The organism is Dactylosporangium thailandense, from assembly GCF_059739745.1.
Map to the genome: position 1 here is coordinate 10139300 of NZ_AP029195.1, position 21944 is coordinate 10161243.

Here is a 21944-nt window from a genome sequence, read left to right on the forward strand (position 1 = left end):
CAGCCGGCAGTTCGACCGCCAAGTGAGTCGATGCATGGCGGCGCGGAATGGAAGACGATCGCATCCGACCATCGAATCCGTGAAGATTGGCCCGTCGCGGGCCTGGCAATCTGCGCTTAAGCGCGCAGTGCTACGAATCTACAAATTCATCGCCCCCGTGGCTGAACGTGTGTGCCGCTAAACTACACGATAGATTGACGCTTGACGACCCCTATGGTGGTCGAGCGCGGTGCTATTCGCCGCGCTCTCCCCGACGCCACGGCCAATCCCCGCGTGCACGCCGATACGCGGGACGGTGATCGCTGTGGGTGCTCCGTGGGTGCTCGGATGTTCAAGACCGTGGGCGGACCAGCTCGCACCCACCCGGATTTTGACGGCTGAAGGCACACTGCCGCGTCCCACAACGTGGCCCGGCGGCGCCCGGACCAGGCAATACGCGTCAGGACGGAAACGGATATGAGCCGTGGTGGGCGGACGGGGTACCCTGTGTGCGCGGGCTGCTAGCTCAATGGCAGAGCTGCGGACTTTTAATCCGTAGGTTCAGGGTTCGAGTCCCTGGCGGCCCACTGTATTTCTGCGCCTTCGGCGCGGCGGGGGTTCCCACCCGCACCCCCATGGCCGAGGCGCGGCCACTGGCGAGCGCGTTCGCGCCGCCAGATCACCCGGCCCGAGGGACGCGTAGGGCCAGACTGCCGGCGCTCCCATGCTCGCCGGTATCAGCGCCACCGGCGCCGAGTCGTCCCCGCACGCACGGAGGTACTCCGCTCCACCCGACCCCCGGGCGGTAGCCGTGGACTTGTTGGCTGGTCGTTGCCACCTGCGTTGTTCGATCCCTCGAGGTCGACGGAGAAACCCGTTATCAACCACCGCCGCGTCTGCGCGCCGCGTTCGCCGCGTCTGCGCGCCGCGTTCGCCGCGTCTGCGCGCCGCGTTCGCCGCGTCTGCGCGCCGCGTTCGCCGCGTCTGCGCGCCGCGTTCGCCGCGTCTGCGCGCCGCGTTCGCCGCGTCTGCGCGCCGCGTTCGCCGCGTCTGCGCGCCGCGTTCGCCGCGTCTGCGCGCCGCGTTCGCCGCGTCTGCGCGCCGCGTTCGCCGCGTCTGCGCGCCGCGTTCGCCGCGTCTGCGCGCCGCGTTCGCCGCGTCTGCGCGCCGCGTTCGCCGCGTCTGCGCGCCGCGTTCGCCGCGTCTGCGCGCCGCGTTCGCCGCGTCTGCGCGCCGCGTTCGCCGCGTCTGCGCGCCGCGTTCGCCGCGTCTGCGCGCCGCGTTCGCCGCGTCTGCGCGCCGCGTTCGCCGCGGTCGGCGATGCGGGTAACGGGGGCGCGGGTGCCATAGTGGGCCAATGCCGGCGGGGTTCGACTTCTGGCGCATCGAGGAGCTGATCGGCGCCCTCGACGATGAGGAACGTCGGCGCCTGGCGGTCATTCCCTACACCACCGCCGCGCACCTCTGGCTGTGCGGCAGCCGCGTCACGACCCGGCCACGCAGCCGCTCGTGCCTGACCGTCGAGCAGATCTCATGACGCCTGCCCGGCGGTCTGCTCCTGCTTGAGGCCGTCCGCCGCCACCGGCCCGGCGGATGTGCCATCGCCCGGGGCCGCAGTTCCTCGTAACACTGCTGTCGATCTGGCGCGCCGGCGCCTCCGCACCTGGAACGCATCGAACACGCGGCCGATGCATAGCGTCCGTCGCCGGTGGTTGAGTTTGACGACCGTGCACGCTGCTGGGCCGCGTCGTTAGGCGTCACAAGCTCCGGTTCCACCTTTGCCGATGCGGGCAGATGCGTTAGTCGAGAGTCGAGGATGAGACCGTGGATCCCGTGATGCTGGCGTCCATCGCGGCGCGTGCTCTGGTCGACTCGGCCTCGGCCTCGGGGTCGGCGGGCGGTCTCATGTCGACGCTTGCTGCGATCGTGTGGCCGCCCACCGGAAGGTCCCCTCCGCCGGGAAGCGCACCCTGATGGCGCGCTGCGAGCCCACCGGCCGTCGGCGGCGCTCAGGCGAATCCGCCGCGCCCGGGCTTCGTGCTCGTCGATCGTGATGAGGTCCCGTGCCACCGTGAACGCGTCGCCGTCGGCCAAACCGGCCCGGCGGCGACGCGTTGCCTCCGGTGCCGGGTGGCGTTGCAGCAGGTGCTTCACCAGATCGCTGGCCTCGTGGTCGGCCGCCCACACCAGCGGGTCGATCTCGGCCCAGGGGCCGGACGGCAGGGCCTCGCCGGACCCGTAGAGCAGCTGCGCGAACCCGGGGCCGCCCGACCGGGCCACCTCGCCGGCCAGCGCTCGGCCCCCACGTCGCCGTCCCGGATGGCATCGACAACCGCCTGCTCCATCCCGCCATCTTGCCCTGCCGCCGGCCGCTGAGGTGGCTGAGCGTGCGCATCGGTGCCCCCGTGGCGCCGATGCGCACGCGGCTCACTGCTGGCTGTACATGGCGGCAGGCGCCTCGACCACCTTCGAGCCGGTCGGCTTCGTGATGGTGATCGGCGAGCCGAAGTCCGAGAGCTTCAGGTCGTACTCGCCATCCTTGCCGTCGTCGATGTGGGGCAGCGTGGCCTTGAACTCGGCCAGGTAGCCCTGCTCGTTGACCGATGCGGTGAACTTCACCGCGCCGGCCCGGTCGGTCGCGACCGCCAGCACGTACTCGAGGAACTTCCGCGAGCCGGCCGTGGCGCCCTGCGCCTTCGTCAGGTCGAGGGTGCCGGTGAACGAGCCCGGCGCGGTCGAGCTGACGTTCTTGACGCCGGTCAGCAGCGTCAGTGGCGTCAGGACGTCGGTGAACATGGCGAACGGGCTCTTCGCGTCGATCTTCGCGATCTTCATGCGCATGGTCTTGCCGCCGAGGTCGCTCAGGCCGGAGAGGTACAGGTCGTCGGCGGTGGCGATGATCGTCATGCGATCGGTGCCCGACGTCTGGGTGATCGACCCGATCTTGTGCTGCGCGTCGTAGGCGCACATCACGTTCTCTTCCGCCTTGTCGCTGGCGGCGAGGACCGCCTTCAGGTTGATCCCGGTGGTCTTGGCGACCGCGGCGGCCAGCACCGTCGCGGGTTCCGGCGCCGGAGACGCCGCGGACGAGGCGGGCGGGGCCGCCGACCCGCCGGCCGTATCGGCGGCCCCGCAGCCGGCCAGCGTGACGACCAGGGCGGTGCCGAGCAGCGAACCGACGATGAATCTGGACAGCATTCGTCCCTCTCATGAATCGTTCTCACAGGCGACCTTCGGCCGCCGGCACATCGTCGAGGAGCCCGCTGTCGACCGACTGCCGTCGCACTGCGGGGCGCTGCGATCGCACTGCGGTCGGCGTGTTGTCCATGGTCGGAGGGGGGCCGCCGCGCTGCCGTGCCGGCCGTAGACTGTCCGGCGGCACGGGGAGGTCGGGGTGGCCAGCACGCCGGATGGGCAAGAGTTGCCCCGTTTTGAGATTCTCGGGCCGGTGCGCGCCTGGCGGGGCGGGGAGGAACTCGACCTCGGGCCGGCGAAGCAGCGGGCGGTGCTGACCGCGCTCCTGATCAACGCGAACCGGCCGGTCTCGACGGCGCAGATCGTGGACACGGTGTGGCAGGCGGAGCCGCCGGAGAACGGCGCGAACGTGGTGCAGAAATACGTGGCCGGGCTGCGGCGGGTGCTGGAGCCCGACCGGTCGCCACGCAGCCCCGGCAGCCTGCTCGTGCTCACCGACGCCGGATACCAGCTCTCGGTCGGCCCGGAGCGGCTGGATGCCGACGTCTTCCACGGCTATGTGCGGGAGGCGCAAGCCGCGCGAGCTCAGGGCCGGCTGGCCGACGCCAGCGGGCTGCTGCAGCGTGCGCTGGGACTCTGGCGGGGCAGCGCGCTCGCCGGGTTGTCCGGCGCGCCGTTCGACGCGGTCCGGGACCGGCTCGCCGAGAGCCGGGCGACCGCTCTGGAGTCCTGGGCGGCGCTGGAGATGGAGCGCGGCCACCATGCCCGGCTCCTACCGCGGCTCGCCGAGCTGGTCGCCGAGTTTCCTTTGCGCGAGGAGCTGCGGTACCTCTCGATGCTGGCCCTCTACCGGTGCGGCCGGCAGCCGGAGGCGCTGGCCGCGTTCCGCGACGTCCGCCAGCTGCTCGCCGACGAGTTCGGCGTCGAACCCAGCGAGCGGCTGCAGGAGCTGCACCGCGGGATCCTGCGCGCGGAGCCCTCGCTGGCCGCGCCCGAACCGCCCCGTCCGGCGGTCGGCGCCCACCGGCACCAACCGCCCGCCGCACGCCCGCCGACCGCCGTGCTGCTGCCCGCCATGCCGCCGCCCCCCGCACCACGGTCCGATCGCATGCCGGTCTGGCTGATCTGCGTCATCGTCGCCGTCATACCGCTGGCGACATGCGGGGTGACGAGCTGGGCGGTCGTCGGCGTCCTCGCCGTCCTCCACCGCAGCCGGATGCTGGGCCTCGTCGCGGCGGCGTTCCTCGGGCTCCTCGTGTTCTTCTTCGTGGCCATGGAGCTGGACGGGCCGCAGGACGAGGCCGGGAGCTGGGCGGGCGTCGGGGTGGTCGCCCTCCTCGTGGCGACCCTGGGTGGCTCGGTCGCCGGCGCGCTCATCACCATCCGCCCTCCCGGCCGCATTCCGAAGCCGTCCGCCGAGGCCGAGCTGGCCCGGAGGGTACTGCGGGAGCAGGCGCGCCAGCTCGTCAACCACCACCCGTCGATCGCACGTGAGCTGCGCATCGGGCGGCCCGACCTGCCGCGCACGTTCGACGACGGCGGCCTCGTCGACATCAACAGCGCTCCGGAGACCATCATCGGGTCGCTGCACGGGATCGGGCCGGACGACGCCCGGCGGATCATCGCCGACCGGCACATGCGCGGCCCGCTGGCCTCGGTCGACGAGATGATCACCCGGAACCTCGTGCACTGGTCGGTGGCCCGGGGGCTGAGCGAGACCCTGGTGGCGGTGCCGCCCAGCTGACCCGGGCCGAGAGGTCAGGCCGGGATCTGCTCGCAGGGGGCGACCGGGCCGTTCGCGAGGTGGATGACGAAGCGCTGCTCGTGCGCGTGGCGATCCACGCGCACGGTGTAGACGAGGGTCTGGTTCTCGCCGATGTACTGCGGGTGCAGCCGGAAGTAGCTGTCGTTGCTCCCCGTCGCCGGCCACTCCGCGAGGCCGAGCGGCATCTGCGAAGGCGGCACGTAGTCGGCCCGCGGCTCACGGCAGGTCCGGTCGTAGGGCAGGAAGTCCACGACCGCGCGGATGCCGAACGCGGCCAACCGGTCGCGCAGGCCGTCCGGGTCGCGGTAGTCGAAGATCGAGACTCGCACCGAGCCGTCGGGGTCGCGTTCCACGGCGTAGGCGGGCTGGTTCAGCTGCACCACGACCGCCGTGCCCACGGCCGCCGCTGCCGCCGCCGCGACGACCAGAGGCCAGCGGCGCCGGGCCGGGCGACGCTCGGCCACCACGATCTTCAGCTCGTCCAGCAGCCGGTCCTCAAAAAGCGTAGCCATGAGCGTTTCCTCCTACGGACAGGGCTTCCTGCAGGTGGCGGCGGGCGCGGTGGAGCCGGACCCGGGCCGCGATCGGGGACACGCCCAGCGCGGCGGCGGCCTCGGCGGTGGACAGGCCGTCCACGGCCACGAGCTCGATGATGCGGCGGGTGGACTCGGGCACGCCGTCGAGCGCGCGGTACACGCGGCGGGCCGCGCTCTCGGCGTCGATGCGCTCCTCGATGCGCGCGATGTCGGCCGGTTCCAGCAGGCGCCGGCCGGCGATGCGGCGCCCCGCCGTGGACTCGCGGCGGCGGCGCCGGCGTTCGGCGGCCACCACGTTGTGCGCCACGCCGTAGACCCAGGCGAGCGGGGTGCCGCGCTCCGGGCGGTACGTGTGCGCGGAGTCGACCACCGCCACGAACACGTCCGCGGTCAGATCGGCGGCGGTGTACGGATCGTCGACCCGCCTGGCGATGAAGCGCTGGACGTCCTCGACGTGTTGCCGGTAGAACGCCTCGAACGCCTCCGGACTTCGTGCGAAATGCTCCACTGCACCTCCCAAGTACTCGGCTTCCACTGCGTACTTGGGCCACCGCGACCACGGTGTTACATCAGAGCGAGACGTACTCCCGCGGGACCTCGGTGCGGAAGGCCGGCTGCGCGGCGGGGTCCCAGTTCTCCTCGTCCTCGCCGACGCGCTCGGCCAGCTCGAAGAACTCGCTCTCCACCGCGCGCAGCCCGGCCACCGTCCGGGTGAGGTCGAGGCCGGCCCGGCTGACGAAACGCGCGCCGTCCGGGCCGACGGACAGGCGGGCCGCCACCAGGAAACTGTCCGACATGCGGCGGAGTCTAGGGCAAGCTCGTGCTCCGACTTCGAGGCCGACCGGGCCGGGTTCCTCGGCGCGCGGCTCGTGCGTCTGCCCGGCGGCGAGTGGCTCGACATCGTGGACCGGGCCTCGGCCGAGGACGGAACGCCCGCCTAGGGCCTACCTGCTGGGTAGCTGGAAGTTGACTGGGAGCGACCAGACATCGTTACGTGATGGTGGCGGGATTATTCCGGGAAGATGTCCCTTTTGGAAGGGGCGAGAGGTTGAGAAAGGGTAACGAATAGGGTTCGGCCGATGGCGCGGCAGCCTCGTAGCGGGGTCCGATGGGCGGGTCCAATTTGGCCTTGCTCGAGAGGTGTCGATGAAGCTCATCTCGATCGTGTCCCGGGCCGCCGTAGCGACGGTCGTGACCACCACAGTGGCCGGCTTCGCGGCGGTGACCCTGCCGGCGGCGGCCTCGGCCGCGGTGCCCGCGTTCAAGCTCCGTCCGGCGATCACCGGGCATGTCGAAAAGGTCTCCCGGACCGCCCCGCTGTCCACGTCCGACTGCATCGCGCAGATCGGCATCCACTGCTACTCGCCGCTGCAGTACCGCACGGCGTACAACCTCAACCCGCTGTACTCCCGCGGCATCACGGGCAAGGGCCGCACGATCGTCATCGTCGACTCGTTCGGCTCGCCGACGATCCAGCACGACCTCGAGGTCTTCGACGCGCAGTTCGGCCTGCCGAACACGAACGTCCAGATCGTCAAGGCCGGCAACGTGCCCCCGTTCGACCCGGCCAACGCCGATCACGTCGGCTGGGCCCAGGAGACCACGCTCGACGTCGAGTACGCGCACGCCATGGCGCCCGACGCCAAGATCGTGCTCGTGGAGACGCCGGTCGCCGAGACCGAGGGCGTCACCGGCCTGCCCGAGATGATGGACGCCGAGAAGGCGCTCATCGACAAGGGCGTCGGTGACGTGATCTCGCAGAGCTTCGGCGCGACCGAGAACACGTTCCCCGGCTTCGACAAGGGCGACTTCAGCAGCATCCAGAAGCTGCGGTACGCGTACACCGACGCGGCGCTGCACGGCGTGACGGTGCTGGCCGCCTCGGGCGACGCCGGGGCCACCGACTACCAGGCGAACGGTGAGGACCTCTACACCTACCCGGTCAACTCCTGGCCGTCGTCGGACCCGCTGGTGACCTCGATCGGCGGTACGCAGCTCAACCTCGACAACAGCGGCAAGCGCGTCTCGAACGACGTCGTGTGGAACGACGGCTACGGGGCCGGCGGCGGCGGGCTCTCGCACGTCTTCCCGCGCCCGCTCTTCCAGGCCGGCGTGAAGAACGTGGTGGGCAACCACCGCGGCACGCCGGACATCTCGATGAGCGCCGCGGTCGACGGCGGGGCGTGGGTGTACTACACCTTCGTCGGCGCCGACTCGCCGTGGCACATCTTCGGCGGCACCAGCGAGGCCACCCCGATCTTCGCGGGCATCGTGGCCCTCGCCGACCAGCAGGCGGGCCGCCGCCTGGGCGACATCAACGCGGCCCTGTACCTGCTGGGCGCGGGCAGCACCCACACCCACCTGCCGACCGGCCTGGTGGACGTGACCTCGGGCGACAACAGCTTCGAGGGTGTGACCGGCTTCCCGGCGACGCCCGGCTACGACCTGAGCTCGGGCTGGGGCACCATCGACGCGAACAAGTTCGTGCCGGCGCTGGCCCTCCTGTAGTGCGGTTTCTCCAGTGGCCCCCGGCTCGCCGGGGGCCACTGGCACGTCGCGGGAGGCCACTGGCATGTCCGGCGAGGCATCTCCGGGGCCGGGATGGGTAAGGATGCGGGGTGACCGAGCGCGGAAGGAGTGCTGAGCGATGCGCGTGAACGAACTGCTGACCGAGGGCTACGGGCGCCTGCCCGACCTGGTGCGCGGGGCCGTGGAGGGGCTGAGCGCCGAGCAGCTGCACTGGGCACCGCGGCCCGGGGCGAACTCGATCGGCTGGCTCGTCTGGCATCTCACCCGGGTGCAGGACGACCACGTCACGGACCTGCTGGACGGGGCCGAGCAACTCTGGGTCACCGGGGACCACGCGAAGCGGTTCGGGCTCGAGGCGCGCGCGCACGACACCGGCTACGGGCACACGCCGGACGAGGTCGAGGCGGTGCGGCCGGAGTCGCCGGAGGCGCTGCTGGAGTACTTCGACGCGGTTTTCGCCCGCACCCGCACCTTCGTGGCGCGGCTCACCGAGGACGAGCTCGACAAGATCGTCGACGAGCGCTGGGACCCGCCGGTGTCGCTCGCGGTGCGGCTCGTGAGCATCCTCGACGACGCCGTCCAGCACGCCGGCCAGGCCGCCTACGTGCGCGGACTCCTGCCGCAATAGGGCTTTCGCGAGGTAGTGCAGGACACACCGCAGCGGGGCGGCAACGGTGGTGTACTTGAATAGCAGGGTCCACTGCCCCATCGGGAGATGCACATGGACGAGCGTTCGCAGCGGCATCGGGTGGTCATCATCGGGGCCGGGTTCGGGGGGCTCTTCGCGACCAAGGCGCTCAAGGGCGCCCCGGTCGACATCACCCTGATCAACGGCACCGCCTACCACCTGTTCCAGCCGCTGCTGTACCAGGTGGCGACCGGCATCCTGTCCGAGGGCGAGATCGCGCCGCCGATCCGCGAGATCCTCAAGCGGCAGAACAACGTCAAGACGCTGCTCGGCACCGCGACCCACGTCGACCCCGCGGCCCGGCGCGTCGACGTGGTCGCGCCCGGGGTCGCCTACAGCGTCGAGTACGACTCGCTCATCGTGGCCGCCGGCGCCTCGCAGTCCTACTTCGGCAATAACCGGTTCGCCGAGTTCGCCCCCGGCATGAAGAGCATCGACGACGCGCTGGAGCTGCGCGGGCGGATCTTCGGCGCGTTCGAGCTGGCCGAGATCGAGACCGACCCGGCCGTGATCGAGCGGCTGCTCACGTTCGTGGTCGTCGGGGCCGGCCCGACCGGCGTGGAGATGGCCGGGCAGATCGCCGAGCTCGCGCACCGGCACCTGCCGGGGCAGTACCACAACATCGACCCGCGGCAGGCGCGCATCATCCTCGTCGACGCGCTGCCGACCGTCCTGTCCACGTTCGGCGACCACCTCTCGACCCAGGCGCTGCGGCAGCTGCACAAGCTCGGCGTCGAGGTGGAGCTGAGCACCAAGGTCGTCGACGTGGACGAGACCGGCATCGAGGTCGAGACCACCAACGGGCGGCGGCGCATCGAGTCGGCGACGAAGATCTGGGCCGCCGGGGTGTCCGCGCCGGCCCTGTCGACGCAGATCGCCGAGGCGACCGGGGCGGAGACCGACCGGGCCGGCCGGCTCAAGGTCAACCCCGACACGACGGTGCCCGGGCACCCGGAGATCTACGCGGTCGGCGACATGATGTCGCTCGAGCAGCTGCCCGGGGTGGCGCAGGTGGCCATCCAGAGCGGCCGGCACGCGGCGGGGCAGATCCGCAAGCGCCTCGCGGGCGAGCCGACCGGGCAGCCGTTCAAGTACTTCGACAAGGGCAGCCTCGCCACCATCTCGCGCTTCTCGGCCGTGGCCAGCGTCGGCAAGTTCCACTTCGCGGGGCTGCTCGGCTGGCTGCTCTGGCTCGTGGTGCACCTGCTCTACCTGGTCGGGTTCAAGAACCGGGTGACCGCGGTGCTGCACTGGTTCGTGAGCTTCATCGGCCGCGGCCGCTCCGAGCGGGTGGCCACGTTCCAGCAGGTCTTCGCGCGGCGAGCGATGCAGGAGTACCAGGACCGCTTGCCGTAGGGTTGTCGTGTGGCAGCGCGTCCCGAGCTGATCGCGGCTCGCCGTGATCGCTCCGGGGCAACCCCGGGGGCGCAACCTTGAGCACCGCAGCACATCGCCGGCCCGCTGCCGCGCTTCGCGCGAGTCTGGGCAGGCACGACCGGGCTACGTCGGGGCGCGCTGCCGCCCATGCCCTCGCGCACGCCTTTCTGGCCGCGGCCGACTGGTCGCGGCCGGTCCTGCTCGAGGCCGGATTCGAGGCCGTCGGGCGCCGCCCGCGATGGATGGGTCCCCTGGTCTCGGCGATGCTGCGGGGGTACCGCGAAGGCCCCGCCGACCGCCCGCGGGAGCTCGCCGGGTTCCTCGCGGCCCACCTGCCGGGCCGGGTGCCGGTGCGGATCGTGGTGCGCCGGGCGGTGCCGACGCGGGTCGTGCGCATGCGGTGGGACACGCCGCCGCTCGGCGACCTCGCCGCCCTGGCCGAGTTCCTGGAGCTGGACGGCGACCGGCTCGACTGGTTCGCGGACCGGCGGGAGCTGAACCGCGGCAGCACGGTGGAATCGCTCCGGCACTACCGGTACACCTGGATGGGTCAGCGTTTGATCGAGGCCCCCAAGCCGCGCCTGCGCACCCTGCAGCGGCGGCTGCTGGACGAGGTCCTCGGGCGCGTGCCGGTGCACCCCGCCGCGCACGGCTTCGTGCCGGGCCGCGGCGTGCACACGTTCGCCGCGCCGCACGCCGGGCGGGCCGTGGTCGTCCGGATCGATCTCGTCGCGTTCTTCTCGAGCGTTTCGGTGCAACGGGTGTACGGGCTGTTCCGCGCGATCGGCTACCCGGAGCCGGTCGCGCACACGCTGGCCGCGCTGTGCACGACGAGCACGCCGTTCGCGGTCATGCGCGGGCACGGCTCGCTGGTGCCGCTGCTGCGCGCCCCGCACCTGCCGCAGGGCGCGCCGACCTCGCCGGCGCTGGCGAACCTGTGCGCCTACCGGCTCGACCGGCGGCTGAGCGGGCTCGCCGCGGCGTTCGGGGCGCGGTACACCCGCTACGCCGACGACCTCGCGTTCTCGGGCGCGTTCCCGCCGTCGTCGCTGGTCGACGCGGTGTCGGAGGTGGTGGCGGACGAGGGTTTCCGCGTGCACCCGGCCAAGACGCGGGTGCGCGGGCGCGGGGACCGGCAGCGGCTGGCCGGGCTCGTGGTGAACGACTCGCCGGCGGCGGCGCGGGACGAGTACGACCGGCTGCGCGCGATCCTGCACGGCGCCGCCCGCGACGGCCTCGACGCCGCCAACCGCGACGGCCACCCGGACTTCGCGGCGCACCTCGCGGGCCGGATCGCCTGGGTCGCCGCCGGCCGCCCGGCCCGGGCCGCGAAACTGCGGGAACTGTACAGGGCGGCCCTCGCGACAGACTTGTGATCGAGTGTCATATTCAACGGCGTGACCGTGGAACGGGTTTTCGTTCGCTCCGACTTCACCATTTTCGGCATCTGCGCCGTGGCCGTGGGGCTCGCGGCGGTGACCCGCTACACCGCCGTCTCCTCCGTGCTCGCCTTCGTCGTCGCGGGCGCCGCCGTGGCCGCCCTGGCCTCGCTGGTCGGCCGCAGCGTCGAGCAGCTCGGCGACCGCTTCGGCCCGGGCGCGACGGGCGTGCTGCAGGGCGCGCTGGGCAACCTGCCGGAGCTGTTCATCGGCTTCTTCGCGCTCAAGGCCGGCCTGGTCTCGGTGGTCCAGTCGGCCATCATCGGCTCGATCCTGTCGAACATCCTGCTGGTCCTGGGCCTGTCGTTCGTGGCCGGCGGCCTGAAACACGGCACGCAGAAGTTCAACTCCGAGCGCGCGCGGACCACGATGGTGCTCATGGTGCTGGCGACGGGCGCCCTGGTCCTGCCGAGCCTCGCCTCCTACGTGCACACCCCGGCCGAGCCGCACGAGAAGACGCTGTCGATCTTCGTCGCGATCATCCTGCTGCTCGTCTTCGCCCTGTCGCTGCCGGCGAGCCTGAAGCGCGGCGCGGCGGCGGGCGCGGACGTGCACATGGAGCCGCCGCGCTGGCCGGTCTGGCTGGCCGTGGCCCTGCTGGCGGTCGCGAGCGGGTGCGCGGCGCTCGTGTCGGACTGGTTCGTCTACGCGCTGGAGCCGGCGATCGACGCGCTGGGCATCTCGCAGGCGTTCGCGGGCCTGGTGATCGTGGCCATCGCCGGCAACGCCATCGAGAACGTGATCGGCATCAAGCTGGCGTACAAGAACCAGTCGGACTACGCGCTGAGCGTGATCATCAACAGCCCGCTGCAGATCGCCCTGGTCCTGGCCCCGGCCCTGGTGCTGCTCAGCCTGCTCACGGCGACGACCCTGACGCTGGTCTTCGCCCCGATGCTCATCATGGCCGTGGCGATCACGGTGATCGCCGTGGCCTTCATCGTCTTCGACGGCGAGTCGACCTGGCTGGAGGGGGCGACCCTCGTCGCGCTCTACTGCATCATCGGCGCCGTGTTCTGGTGGGGCTGAGTTTTAAGCTTCGCTTTCGTCTGCGGTTTCGGCCTCGGCGGCTCGGTACGCTGCGGCCGTGATGGAGCTGGACGGACCGCGCGGGCATCGGGCCGCGCCCTGGTGGCGCGGCCGCCGCGCGCTCATCGTGGCCGGGGCCGGCGTCGTCGTGGCCGGGGTCGCCACCGTGGCGCTCGTGGCCCAGGCGTCCGGCTCCGCCTGCGCGGCCACCGTCGGGTCCGGCAACGGGCAGGCCACCTACTACGCGGCCGACGGCGGCGGGAACTGCTCGTTCGACAAGGTGGCGGAGCCGCTCGTCGTCGCGCTCGGCAACGCGGAGTACCAGAAGGGGGCGGCCTGCGGCGGGTACCTCGACGTCAAGGGGCCCAAGGGCAGCGTCCGCGTGAAGATCACGGATCGCTGCCCCGAGTGCGCCGCGGGGCACATCGACCTCAGCCGCCAGGCGTTCGCCAAGATCGGGGCGATCGACGACGGGGTCATCAAGGTCTCCTACAGCCAGGTGACCAACCCCGGCGTGCCCGGCGCGATGACGGTTCGCGTCAAGGAGGGCTCGTCGCAGTACTGGCTCGCCCTGCGCTTCGACAACACCGGGAACCCCCTGGCCGGCGCCGAGATCCAGGTCGGCGGATCCTTCAAGGCGCTCGCCCGCACCGACTACAACTACTGGATCGCCGAGAGCGGCGCCGGCAACGGGCCGTTCACCGTGCGGGTCACCGACACCGCGGGCCGGCGCACCACGCTCAACGGGGTCGCGCTCAGCGTCGGCACCGTGCAGAAGCCCGGCGCGCAGGCCGCCACGACCTCGCCGTCCGCGCCGAAGCCGAGCCGCCCCCCGGTCACCGGGTCCGCGGCACCCACCGAGCTCGCCGTCGTCGCGCCGTCGTCCGCCTCGAGCGAGCCGACGCCGGACGCGAGCCCGGGAAAGGTCCTGAGCAGCCCCGGCGACCTCCATCCCTGCCGCATATAGTCATCTTCAGTGACTACTACACCCACCGATCTCGGCGTCCTCTCCGCGCAGGTGCTCTTCGCGCTGCAGAAGGAGCTGTTCGGGCGCCTGGCCGAGCAGGGGCACCCGCGGCTGCGCCCGCGCCACGGGGCCGTGCTGGCCTACCTCGACCCCGAGGGGAGCCGCGCCACCGAGCTCGCGGCCCAGTCGGGCCAGCACAAGCAGGTCATCGGGACGCTGGTGGACGAGCTGGAGGAGCTGGGGTACGTCCGGCGCCGCCCCGACCCCCAGGACCGCCGCGCGAAGCTGGTCGTCCCCACCGAGCTGGGCCTGGACCAGGGGCGCAAATCGCGGGCCATCCTCGCCGACATCGAGGCCCGGCACGCGGCGGACGTCGGCGCGGACGCGTACGCCGCGTTCAAGACCGTGCTGATCCGCATCGCGGCCCGCCAGCGGGTGAATTCGCCGCCGTTTCCCGGCTGAGCGCCGCGCGCTCGGGTAGGAAAGCGGGTCATGGCCCTGCTCGCTGAGCGCGACAAGTCGGAAACGCAAGCCCGGCGGACATCCCGGGTGTCGTGGCGGTCGGGGTGGTGGCCGGCCGGGCTGGTCTTCGTCGCGACCGGGGCCGTGCTGCACGCGTACGGCGTCTCGCTCCCGGCATACCTCATGTTCGCCGCGTACGTCGGCCTCGCCGTGACCCTGCCCGGGATGCTGCTGTGGCGGCTCATCCACCGCGGCTCCCGCGGGCTGGGCGAGGACCTCGCGGTGGGCACGGCCGTCGGCTACGGCGTCGAGGTGCTCGCCTACGTGCCCGCCCGCGCGCTCGGCGTCCCGCTCGCCGCCCTGCTGGCGCCGGCCGGTGTCCTCGGGACATTCGCCGGGATCAAACGGCTGCGGCGGTACTGGCGCGGCAGCGGTCCGGCCGGCCGCGCCCCGGTCGCGCACTCGTGGACCCTCGCCGCAATCGCGCTGGTCCTGCTGTTCTGGAGCACGCTCTACTACCGCCACCACGGCTTCGGCTGGCCGAGCTACGGCAAGCCCGACATCGACCTGCCGTTCCACCTGGCGCTGGTCGGCGAGCTCAAGCACCACATGGACCTGGTCACGCCGTGGGTGACCAGCGAGCCGATCTACTACCACTGGTTCGCCTACGCCGACATGGCCGCGGCCAGCTGGGCGACCGGCATCGAGCCGTACGTCCTGGTGACCCGCCTGTCCATGCTCCCGGTCATCTTCGCGCTCGTGGTCGCGGTCGCGGCCGTCGGCCGGCGCGTCGGCGGCTCGTGGACGGCGGGGGCCGTCACGGCCCTGGCCGCGTTCTTCGCGCTCTCCCCGGACCCCTACGGCTGGGTGCAGGACCTGTTCTACCGCGACTACGGCTTCAACGCGACGGATGACGGCTCCAACATCCGGCTCACCCTGTGGACGAGCCCGACCCAGACGTTCGGGGCGCTGCTGTTCGTACCGCTGATGCTGGTCCTGCTCGACCTGCTGCGCGAACACGGCGCGGACCGGCGGCGCCGCCTGGCGTTCCTGCTGCTCCCGGCCGCGGTGATGGGCGCCAAGGCCAGCTTCCTGCCGACCCTCTTCTGCGGCCTGCTGCTGGTGCTGGCCGTCCACCTGCTCGTGCACCGCCGCATCCACCGGGTCGCGGCCGCCGCCCTGGCCGTCGTCCTCGGCTGGCTGGTCTTCGCCCAGCTGGTCCTCTTCGGCGGCGAGAGCCAGGGCCTGGGCCTGGGCCCCCTGGACGCCCTGCGCCGCAACCCGGCGGGCGTGACCACCCACTACACCGAGGACCCGCGCTCGTACCGCCTGATCGTCCTGCTGGCCCTGACGGCGCTCGGCTGGCTGGCGATCTGGGGCGGCGCGCTGGGCCTGCGCCGGCGGCTCCTGGGCCCGGACGCCGTGCTGCTGCTCGGCCTGGGCCTGGCCGGCTTCTCGATCCTGGTCCTGTTCGGCCACTCGGGCGGCCAGGCGGAGGGCTTCTTCCTGCAGGGCGCCCGGCCCTATCTCGCGGCCCTGGCGACCTGGGGCCTGCTGTCCCTGGTCACCTCGGCCCGCGCGCTCTACGCGTTCGGGGCCGGCGTGGGGCTCGTCTACGCCCTGCGCCTGCTCGACGGCTCGACCGTCCCCGTCATCGGCCCCGAGCGCCGCGCCGCCGCCGTGACCGTGGACCTCGTCTGGCCGTGGGCCGTGATCGGCGTGCTCGCGGTGGCCGGGCTCCTGGCGGCCCGCCGGCGCCCGGCCGTCTACGGCCTCGTGGCGGTCTTCCTGCTCGGCTGCACCGCCCCGACCGCCGTCCGCCAGCTCACCTACGCGGTCCAGGACGGCCGCGAGAACGGCTGGTCCGAGCGCGCCGACCTCTGGCCGATCGTCACCCAGGGCACCCTCGAGGCGGGCCGCTGGCTCCGCGACCATTCGTCGCCGAACGACCTCGTGGCCACGAACATGCACTGCGCCTACGAGGGCCGCCGGGGCCGCTCCGCGTGCGACCGCCGGCACTTCGGCATCGCCGCCTACAGCGAGCGCCGGGTCCTGGTCGAGTCGTGGGCCTACACCGCCGAGGCCCACGACCAGGAGGCGATCCAGGGTGTACCGCAGGAGCACACCGCCTACTGGGATCCGCGGATCCTGGCCGACAACGACGCCGCCTTCGCCAACCCGTCCCGGGACACGATCGGCGTGCTCCGCGACCGGTACCACGTCCGCTGGCTCTTCACCGAGGACGACATCATGCCGCCCTCGCCGGAGCTGTCACGCTACGCGACGCTGATGTTCCGCTCCGGAGCCTGCGCCGTCTACCGGCTCGACTGAAGCGCACCACTTGTGCGGGTCCGAACGACGTGATCATTGCCCGGCTCAAGAGTTTCCGAAAGAAGCCCTAACGGGCACTTAAGCAACGGTTCACGGAGCCCGTGCGATTACGCCTCGAAGTGGATCGATGACGGATTCCCTCGCCGTGTGCGCCATGTGCGGGAGATGATCGACAAATCGGGCAAATCCCCCCGTGATTCGCCCGTGATTCGCGGTGAGAGCGCTCCACAGTGATGCCTGGCGATCCTTAGACGAACAATAAAGAGGATTAACAGACCTTGAAATTGGGCCTGTGGATCATGTTCCGCAGGCGTGGAAGTGCACGATGAAACTTAAATTGACCCCCTCCTCGACCCCTGCCTAGGTTGGTTTCGCCGGTTGGTGGAAACCGCCGGAAACCAGCCCGACAGGATAGAGGAACTGCAATGGTTCAGCCGCACCCGTCGGTCTCCGGCGGGGCCCAGCCACCACGCGGTCGATCCACACGGGGCGGTCCGCCGTCCGCGGTCAACGTCGGGCTCGTGGCCCTCGCCGGGCTGCTGCTGCTCGGCGTGGCGACCGGCGGCGGGCGCGAGACGATGACCCAGCTCTTCAGTTTCCTGGTCTTCTACTGCGGCGTCTTCACGCTCGTGTCGCTGACGCTGACGGTCATCGTCGGCCTCGTCGCCACCGACCGCATCATGCTCGTGGCCCGGCACCGGGTCTGGGTCCAGTCGGTCCACCGCACCCTCGGCATCGTCGCGATCGCCATGCTCGGCCTGCATATCGGCACCGAGCTGATGACCGCGCGGGTCAGCGTGTTCGGCGCGCTGATCCCGTTCACCACGGCGCCGTTCACCATCGGCGCGGGCACGATCGCGGCGTACCTGATGGTCCTGGTGATGTGGACCGGCATGGTCCGCGCCCGCTTCGCGCAGACCGGCAAGCCGTGGATGTGGCGGCCGCTGCACGCGACGGCGTACCTCTGCTGGCCCGTCGCCCTCTGGCACGGCCTCAACGCCGGGCGCCCGCCGGCCGTCTGGGTGACCGCGAGCTACCTGCTGCTGGCCTTCCTCACCTTCGTCGCGCTCGGCCTGCGGCTGTCCGTCGAGCGCAACCGGCGCCGCCAGCAGCTCGCCGCCGACCGCACCACCACCCTCATCGCGCCCGTGGGGCGGCCGGAGCCGGTCTCGTACGAGCGCCGCGCCACCCGCTCGCGCTCGGCCGGCCGCTTCCAGTGGGACGCGCCGCCGGCCGACCAGCTCTGGTCCACCCAGGACAATGCCCCCGACCTGCGCGCCGACTACCGTCGCGAGCCCGTCGCCGGGCCGGTCACCGCCATTCCCTCCTACAGCGAGAGCTTCGTCGAGCCGGTCACCGCCATTCCCTCCTACGACGACAGCTTCGTCGAGCCGGTCTTCGAGCAGACCTTCCGCGGCGTCGCGACGCCGGTCTACGACGACTACGACCCCTACGCCGCCTACTCGCCCGAGACGTCCACAGTGGACGACACCGCCGGCATGACGCTGCGGGACCGGTTCGCCGCGCGGCGTTCGGCCGCGGCCGCCGCGGAGGCCGAGCAGGACCGCTACGCCGACGACGACACGCCCACGCTGGTCAACCTCGACACCCGGCGCGAGCTGCGCCGCCAGGAGCGCGAGGCGAGCCGCGGCCGGCGGCACCGCGCCGACGGCGACGACGACCTGGACTTCTGGAACCGCATCCGGGGCGAGGCCCGATGAGCTCACGCAGTCGCGGCTCGGCCGCCACCGCCGCACCGCCGGTGCCGACGGTGCTGTCGATCGGCCCGGCCCGGCTCACCGCCGGGCTCGACCGGGCCGAGCGGCTGGACCTGCGCGCGCACCAGCAGGTGCACGGCCCGATCGGCCCGCTGTCGATGCGCGGCCTGCTCGAGCTCGCCGAGGACATCCAGCTCACCGGCCGCGGCGGCGCCGGCTTCCCGTTCCACAAGAAGGTCAAGGCCGTCGTCGACGTCGTCGAGCGGCGCATGCTCGCGCCCTTCGTGGTGGTCAACGCGACCGAGGGCGAGCCGGCCGCGTGGAAGGACAAGGTCCTGCTGACCCGCGCGCCGCACCTCATCCTCGACGGCGCCGCGCTCGTCGCGTGGGCGCTGCGGGCGGTGGAGATCGTGCTGTGCGTGGCCGACGACGGGGTGGGGGAGCGCTCGCTGCTCAACGCCCTGGCCGAGCGGGACATGCCGGTGACGTCCCGCGTCGTGCGGGTGCCGCACCGGTTCATCTCCGGCGAGGGCGGCGCCCTGGTGCAGGGCATCAACGGCTTCCCGCACATCCCGCCGGGCATCAAGCGCCGCGCGGCCGAGGCCGGCGTGGAGGGCCAGCCGACGCTGCTGTCCAATGCGGAGACGTTCGCGCAGCTGGCGATCGCGGCCCGGATCGGGCCCCGGCGCTACTGCGAGGTCGGCGACGCGGAGAACAAGGAGCCGGGCACGGTCCTGCTCAGCGTCACCGGCAGCGCGCGACACCCGGCCGTGGTCGAGTGCCCGACCGGCACGCCGCTGGAGGAGGTGCTCGACCTGTGCGCCGTCCCGGCCGGGCCGGCCGTGCTCACCGGCGGCTTCCACGGCCGCTGGCTGGACATGGCGCTGGCGTCCCGCGCCGCCGTCTCGCGCCGCGGCCTCAAGGCCGTCGGCGGGGCGCTCGGCGCCGGGATCATCCTGCCCATCGGGCCGGAGACGTGCCCGGTCGGCGAGGTGGCGCGGGTGGTGCGGTATCTGGCGGCCGAGTCGGCGGGCCAGTGCGGTCCGTGCCGGCTGGGCCTGCCCGACCTGGCCCGGGCCGTGGACGGGCTCACGTCGGGGGCCGGGGATCCGGCCGTCGTGCGTGCGGCCGCGGCCGCGGTCAAGGGGCGGGGGGCTTGCAGTCATCCGGACGGTACGGCGGGATTCGCCACGTCCGCCCTGGAAGTCTTCGCCGACGACCTGGCCCGCCACGCCCGAGCCGGCGACTGCGGACGTTCGGTCGCCGGGGTGCTGCCGGTGCCCACCGCCCGCGACGAGGGCGGCACGCGGCGGCTGCACGTCGACTGGTCCCGCTGCGACGGCCACGGCCTGTGCGCGGACGTGGCTCCCGACCTGATCCGGCTGGACGGCAACGGCTATCCGGCCTTCATGGACGCACCGGTGCCGGTGCGGCTCGAACCCGTCGCCGCGCAGGCGGTGGCGATGTGCCCGGCACTCGCGCTGCGTATGGCTGCCCCGAAACGGTGACGCGATGATCGAGGCCTACGGCAACCGAACCCACCGGCCCGCGCCCGGCCCCCGGGACGCGGACGACGAGCTGCTCGTCGCCCTGTACCGCGAGCACGCCGACGCCCTGCTGCGCTTCGTCGCCCGCCTGACCGGCGGCGACCGGCAGCGGGCCGAGGACATCGTGCAGGAGACCCTGCTGCGCGCCTGGCGCAACGCGGACCGCTTCGACCACAACGCGGTCGGCTCGCTGCGCCCGTGGCTGTTCACGGTCGCGCGGCGCATCGCCATCGACGAGCACCGCAGCGCGAGCGCCCGGGCCGGGGAGACCTACGGCCAGGACCTCGACGAGCTGTGGCTGGCCGACCTCACGCAGTCCGACGAGACCGAGCGCGTGCTGGCCAACATGGTCGTGATGGACGCGCTGCGCAGCCTCAGCCGGGCGCATCGCGAGATCCTCGTGGAGACCTACCTGCGGGATCGGACCGTCAACGAGGTCGCCGAGCGGCTGGGGCTCCCGCTGGGCACGGCGAAGTCGCGGGTGTACTACGCGCTGCGCTCCCTTCGCGCCGCGCTCGACGCCCGCAACGGTTCTCCGGACCGCGGCCCGCGATAGTTCGCGGTGCGGTGCGGTGCGGTCCGTTCGTGCCGTGCTCGACGCCCGCACTGGTTCTACGGACCGCGGCCCGCGATAGTTCGAGGAAGCTCCCAGCAATCTTTGTGAATTTGTCCACTGTGGATCTTTCAGTCTCGGTCCTCCTCGCCGCCCGTACCACTTGGCGGAACGCGAGAAACGCCAACCGAGGAGGATCCAGTGGCAGCAACCAGGCTCACCGCCACCGTGGCGGGATGTGCCGCGGCGGCGGCCGCGCTGGCCGCCCTGACCGCGTGCGCGCCCCCCGGGGCCAACGTCGACAACACTGCCGATGCCGCTCAGGCCCAGGCCCAGGTGCCCGCGCTCAACGACGTGGCCGGGGAGAGCGCGGTGCCGGTCGTCGCGCCCGTCGGCTCGCAGACCACCGCGCTCAAGGCGGCGTCGATTCCCAAGATGGGCAAGGTCGTCACCGACCAGGACGGCTTCGTCCTGTACCGATTCGACAAGGACACCGCCAAGCCGCCGAAGTCCAACTGTGTCGACAAGTGCGCGCAGGTGTGGCCGCCCGCGATCACCGACGGCAACCCTGACCTCTCCGGCGTCGACCCGGCCGTCGTCGGCACCGTGACCCGCGCCGACGGAGCCCGCCAGATCACGCTGGCCGGCTGGCCCGTGTACCGCTACATCGGCGACCCGAAGCCGGGCGCGTGGAAGGGGCAGAACGTCGGCGGCGTCTGGTTCGTCGTGGCGCCCGACGGCAAGAAGAACCTCACCTGCCTCCCCACGCCCGCGCCCACCGCGGTGGAGCCTCCGGGGGCCTCGGCCGCGCCGACCGGTGACGGCGGGACCGGCGGCTACTGATGTACTCCGTCGAGCCCGACGGCGCCGGCTCCCGGCCGTGGCCGCGCCGCCGCACCTGGCCCTGGTGGGTGCTGATCGCCGCGGCCGTGGGCGTCATCCTGGGCGTGCCCTCGTGGCGCGCCGCCCTGACCGGTGGTCAGGCGGGCTCGGCGAACCCGCAGCAGACGGCGCCGGCGGCGGGCTACCCCGCCGGCGCCTCCCAGGCCGCCCAGAACCCGGTGCAGGTCGCCGCCACCGGCACGCAGGCGGCCGGGGCTCTGCCCGCGGGCTACACGATGACCAGCTCCGGCCCGCTCGGCCCGGTCGACCGCGAGTTCCTGACCAAGGTGCGCCAGGCCGGGCTCTGGGAGGGTCCGGCCGGCAACATGGCGCAGACCAAGGCCGGCGACGATCGGGTCAAGGAGGTCGGCAAGCAGCTCGCCATCGACCACAAGGGCCTCGACCAGCAGGTGCGGCAGGTGTCCGCGCAGCTCGGGGTACCGCTGCCGGACAAGCCGAGCGACGAGCAGCAGGGCTGGCTCAACGAGATGACCGCGGCCCAGACGGGCTCGCAGTTCGACGACGTCTTCGCCAACCGCCTGCGCGCCGCGCACGGCAAGGTCTTCGCGCTCGTCTCGCAGATCCGCTCGAACACGCGCAACGAGCTCGTCCGAACCTTCGCCCAGACCGCGGTCAACGTCGTGATGAAGCACATGACGCTGCTGGAGAGCATCGGCAACGTCGACTTCGGTGCGCTGCCCGAGCCGGTCAGCGGGGCGGCGCCCGCGAACAAGAGCAACAGCGCGCCCGCCGTGGCCTTCCAGCCGAACGCCGTCTGGGCGGTCGCGGGCCTGGCCGTCGCGATCGGGGCCTTCGCCGCGTTCCGCATCTTCCGCGGTTCCCGGCGTTCCCGGCATCGAACCGCGTACTGAACCCGTCCACTGTGGACGCATAGTCCTCGGCGCCGTCGAGTGCAAGGAAGGCCTCGGCGGCGCCGAGTCGGGTGCCGC

General features: G+C 72.3%; 19 protein-coding genes and 1 tRNA gene. 16 read left to right on the forward strand and 4 right to left on the reverse strand.

Annotation, left to right across the window (positions count from 1 at the left end):
• Positions 1–494: 494 nt before the first annotated feature.
• Positions 495–566 (forward strand) — tRNA-Lys (locus AC6JBM_RS45155).
• 770 nt (positions 567–1336) lie between these two features.
• Entirely contained in the window at positions 1337–1516 is a 180-nt protein-coding gene (locus AC6JBM_RS45160; RefSeq protein ID WP_497979830.1) for a hypothetical protein, read from the forward strand.
• Between the two features lie 890 nt (positions 1517–2406).
• Here the strand turns inward: AC6JBM_RS45160 and AC6JBM_RS45165 are convergent.
• Positions 2407–3177, reverse strand: coding sequence for a hypothetical protein (locus AC6JBM_RS45165; RefSeq protein ID WP_497979831.1), 771 nt, complete (start codon positions 3175–3177; stop codon positions 2407–2409).
• 250 nt (positions 3178–3427) lie between these two features.
• Between AC6JBM_RS45165 and AC6JBM_RS45170 the strand changes: the two genes are divergently transcribed.
• Positions 3428–4918: an AfsR/SARP family transcriptional regulator gene (locus AC6JBM_RS45170; protein WP_497979832.1), complete on the forward strand. Its 1491-nt coding sequence runs from the start codon at positions 3428–3430 to the stop codon at positions 4916–4918.
• A 14-nt stretch (positions 4919–4932) separates the two neighbouring features.
• Here AC6JBM_RS45170 and AC6JBM_RS45175 read toward each other — a convergent pair whose 3' ends face one another.
• The 3 genes from AC6JBM_RS45175 to AC6JBM_RS45185 form a co-directional block, all read right to left on the reverse strand.
• Complete coding sequence (locus tag AC6JBM_RS45175) at positions 4933–5451, reverse strand: hypothetical protein (RefSeq protein ID WP_497979833.1); 519 nt, start codon at positions 5449–5451, stop codon at positions 4933–4935.
• Complete coding sequence (locus AC6JBM_RS45180) at positions 5435–5983, reverse strand: RNA polymerase sigma factor (RefSeq protein WP_497979834.1); 549 nt, start codon at positions 5981–5983, stop codon at positions 5435–5437. The genes AC6JBM_RS45175 and AC6JBM_RS45180 overlap by 17 nt, the downstream gene beginning before the upstream one ends.
• Positions 5984–6044: 61 nt before the next feature.
• Positions 6045–6272 carry a hypothetical protein gene (locus tag AC6JBM_RS45185; protein WP_497979835.1) on the reverse strand — a complete coding sequence of 76 codons (228 nt, stop codon included), beginning with the start codon at positions 6270–6272 and terminating at the stop codon, positions 6045–6047.
• Positions 6273–6621: 349 nt separating this feature from the next.
• On the opposite strand from AC6JBM_RS45185, the gene AC6JBM_RS45190 reads away from it, so the two are divergent.
• From AC6JBM_RS45190 to AC6JBM_RS45250, 13 genes are all read left to right on the forward strand, one after another.
• Positions 6622–7983, forward strand: coding sequence for a S53 family peptidase (locus tag AC6JBM_RS45190; RefSeq protein WP_497979836.1), 1362 nt, complete (start codon positions 6622–6624; stop codon positions 7981–7983).
• Between the two features lie 139 nt (positions 7984–8122).
• On the forward strand, positions 8123–8632 hold the full coding sequence (locus tag AC6JBM_RS45195) for a mycothiol transferase (RefSeq protein WP_497979837.1): 510 nt from the start codon (positions 8123–8125) through the stop codon (positions 8630–8632).
• Between the two features lie 93 nt (positions 8633–8725).
• On the forward strand, positions 8726–10048 hold the full coding sequence (locus AC6JBM_RS45200) for an NAD(P)/FAD-dependent oxidoreductase (RefSeq protein ID WP_350620487.1): 1323 nt from the start codon (positions 8726–8728) through the stop codon (positions 10046–10048).
• 263 nt (positions 10049–10311) lie between these two features.
• A complete protein-coding gene (locus AC6JBM_RS45205; RefSeq protein ID WP_497979838.1) occupies positions 10312–11445 on the forward strand; it encodes a reverse transcriptase family protein in 1134 nt (377 codons plus the stop codon).
• A gap of 21 nt (positions 11446–11466) precedes the next feature.
• Positions 11467–12534, forward strand: a complete 1068-nt coding sequence (cax, locus tag AC6JBM_RS45210; protein WP_497979839.1) for a calcium/proton exchanger — start codon at positions 11467–11469, stop codon at positions 12532–12534.
• A gap of 61 nt (positions 12535–12595) precedes the next feature.
• A complete protein-coding gene (locus AC6JBM_RS45215; protein WP_497986688.1) occupies positions 12596–13501 on the forward strand; it encodes an expansin EXLX1 family cellulose-binding protein in 906 nt (301 codons plus the stop codon).
• A 9-nt stretch (positions 13502–13510) separates the two neighbouring features.
• Positions 13511–13963, forward strand: coding sequence for a MarR family winged helix-turn-helix transcriptional regulator (locus AC6JBM_RS45220; RefSeq protein ID WP_497979840.1), 453 nt, complete (start codon positions 13511–13513; stop codon positions 13961–13963).
• 30 nt (positions 13964–13993) lie between these two features.
• The gene (locus AC6JBM_RS45225; protein WP_497979841.1) at positions 13994–16294 is read left to right on the forward strand and encodes a hypothetical protein; all 2301 of its coding nucleotides are present in this window, start codon (positions 13994–13996) and stop codon (positions 16292–16294) included.
• A 521-nt stretch (positions 16295–16815) separates the two neighbouring features.
• Positions 16816–18015, forward strand: coding sequence for a hypothetical protein (locus tag AC6JBM_RS45230; RefSeq protein ID WP_497979842.1), 1200 nt, complete (start codon positions 16816–16818; stop codon positions 18013–18015).
• Positions 18012–19520: an NADH-ubiquinone oxidoreductase-F iron-sulfur binding region domain-containing protein gene (locus tag AC6JBM_RS45235; RefSeq protein WP_497979843.1), complete on the forward strand. Its 1509-nt coding sequence runs from the start codon at positions 18012–18014 to the stop codon at positions 19518–19520. The genes AC6JBM_RS45230 and AC6JBM_RS45235 overlap by 4 nt, the downstream gene beginning before the upstream one ends.
• A gap of 4 nt (positions 19521–19524) precedes the next feature.
• On the forward strand, positions 19525–20115 hold the full coding sequence (locus AC6JBM_RS45240) for a sigma-70 family RNA polymerase sigma factor (protein ID WP_497979844.1): 591 nt from the start codon (positions 19525–19527) through the stop codon (positions 20113–20115).
• Positions 20116–20313: 198 nt separating this feature from the next.
• Positions 20314–20955, forward strand: a complete 642-nt coding sequence (locus AC6JBM_RS45245) for a COG4315 family predicted lipoprotein (RefSeq protein WP_350620502.1) — start codon at positions 20314–20316, stop codon at positions 20953–20955.
• A complete protein-coding gene (locus AC6JBM_RS45250; RefSeq protein WP_497979845.1) occupies positions 20955–21866 on the forward strand; it encodes a DUF4142 domain-containing protein in 912 nt (303 codons plus the stop codon). Before AC6JBM_RS45245 ends, AC6JBM_RS45250 begins: the two co-directional genes overlap by 1 nt.
• Positions 21867–21944: the final 78 nt, after the last annotated feature.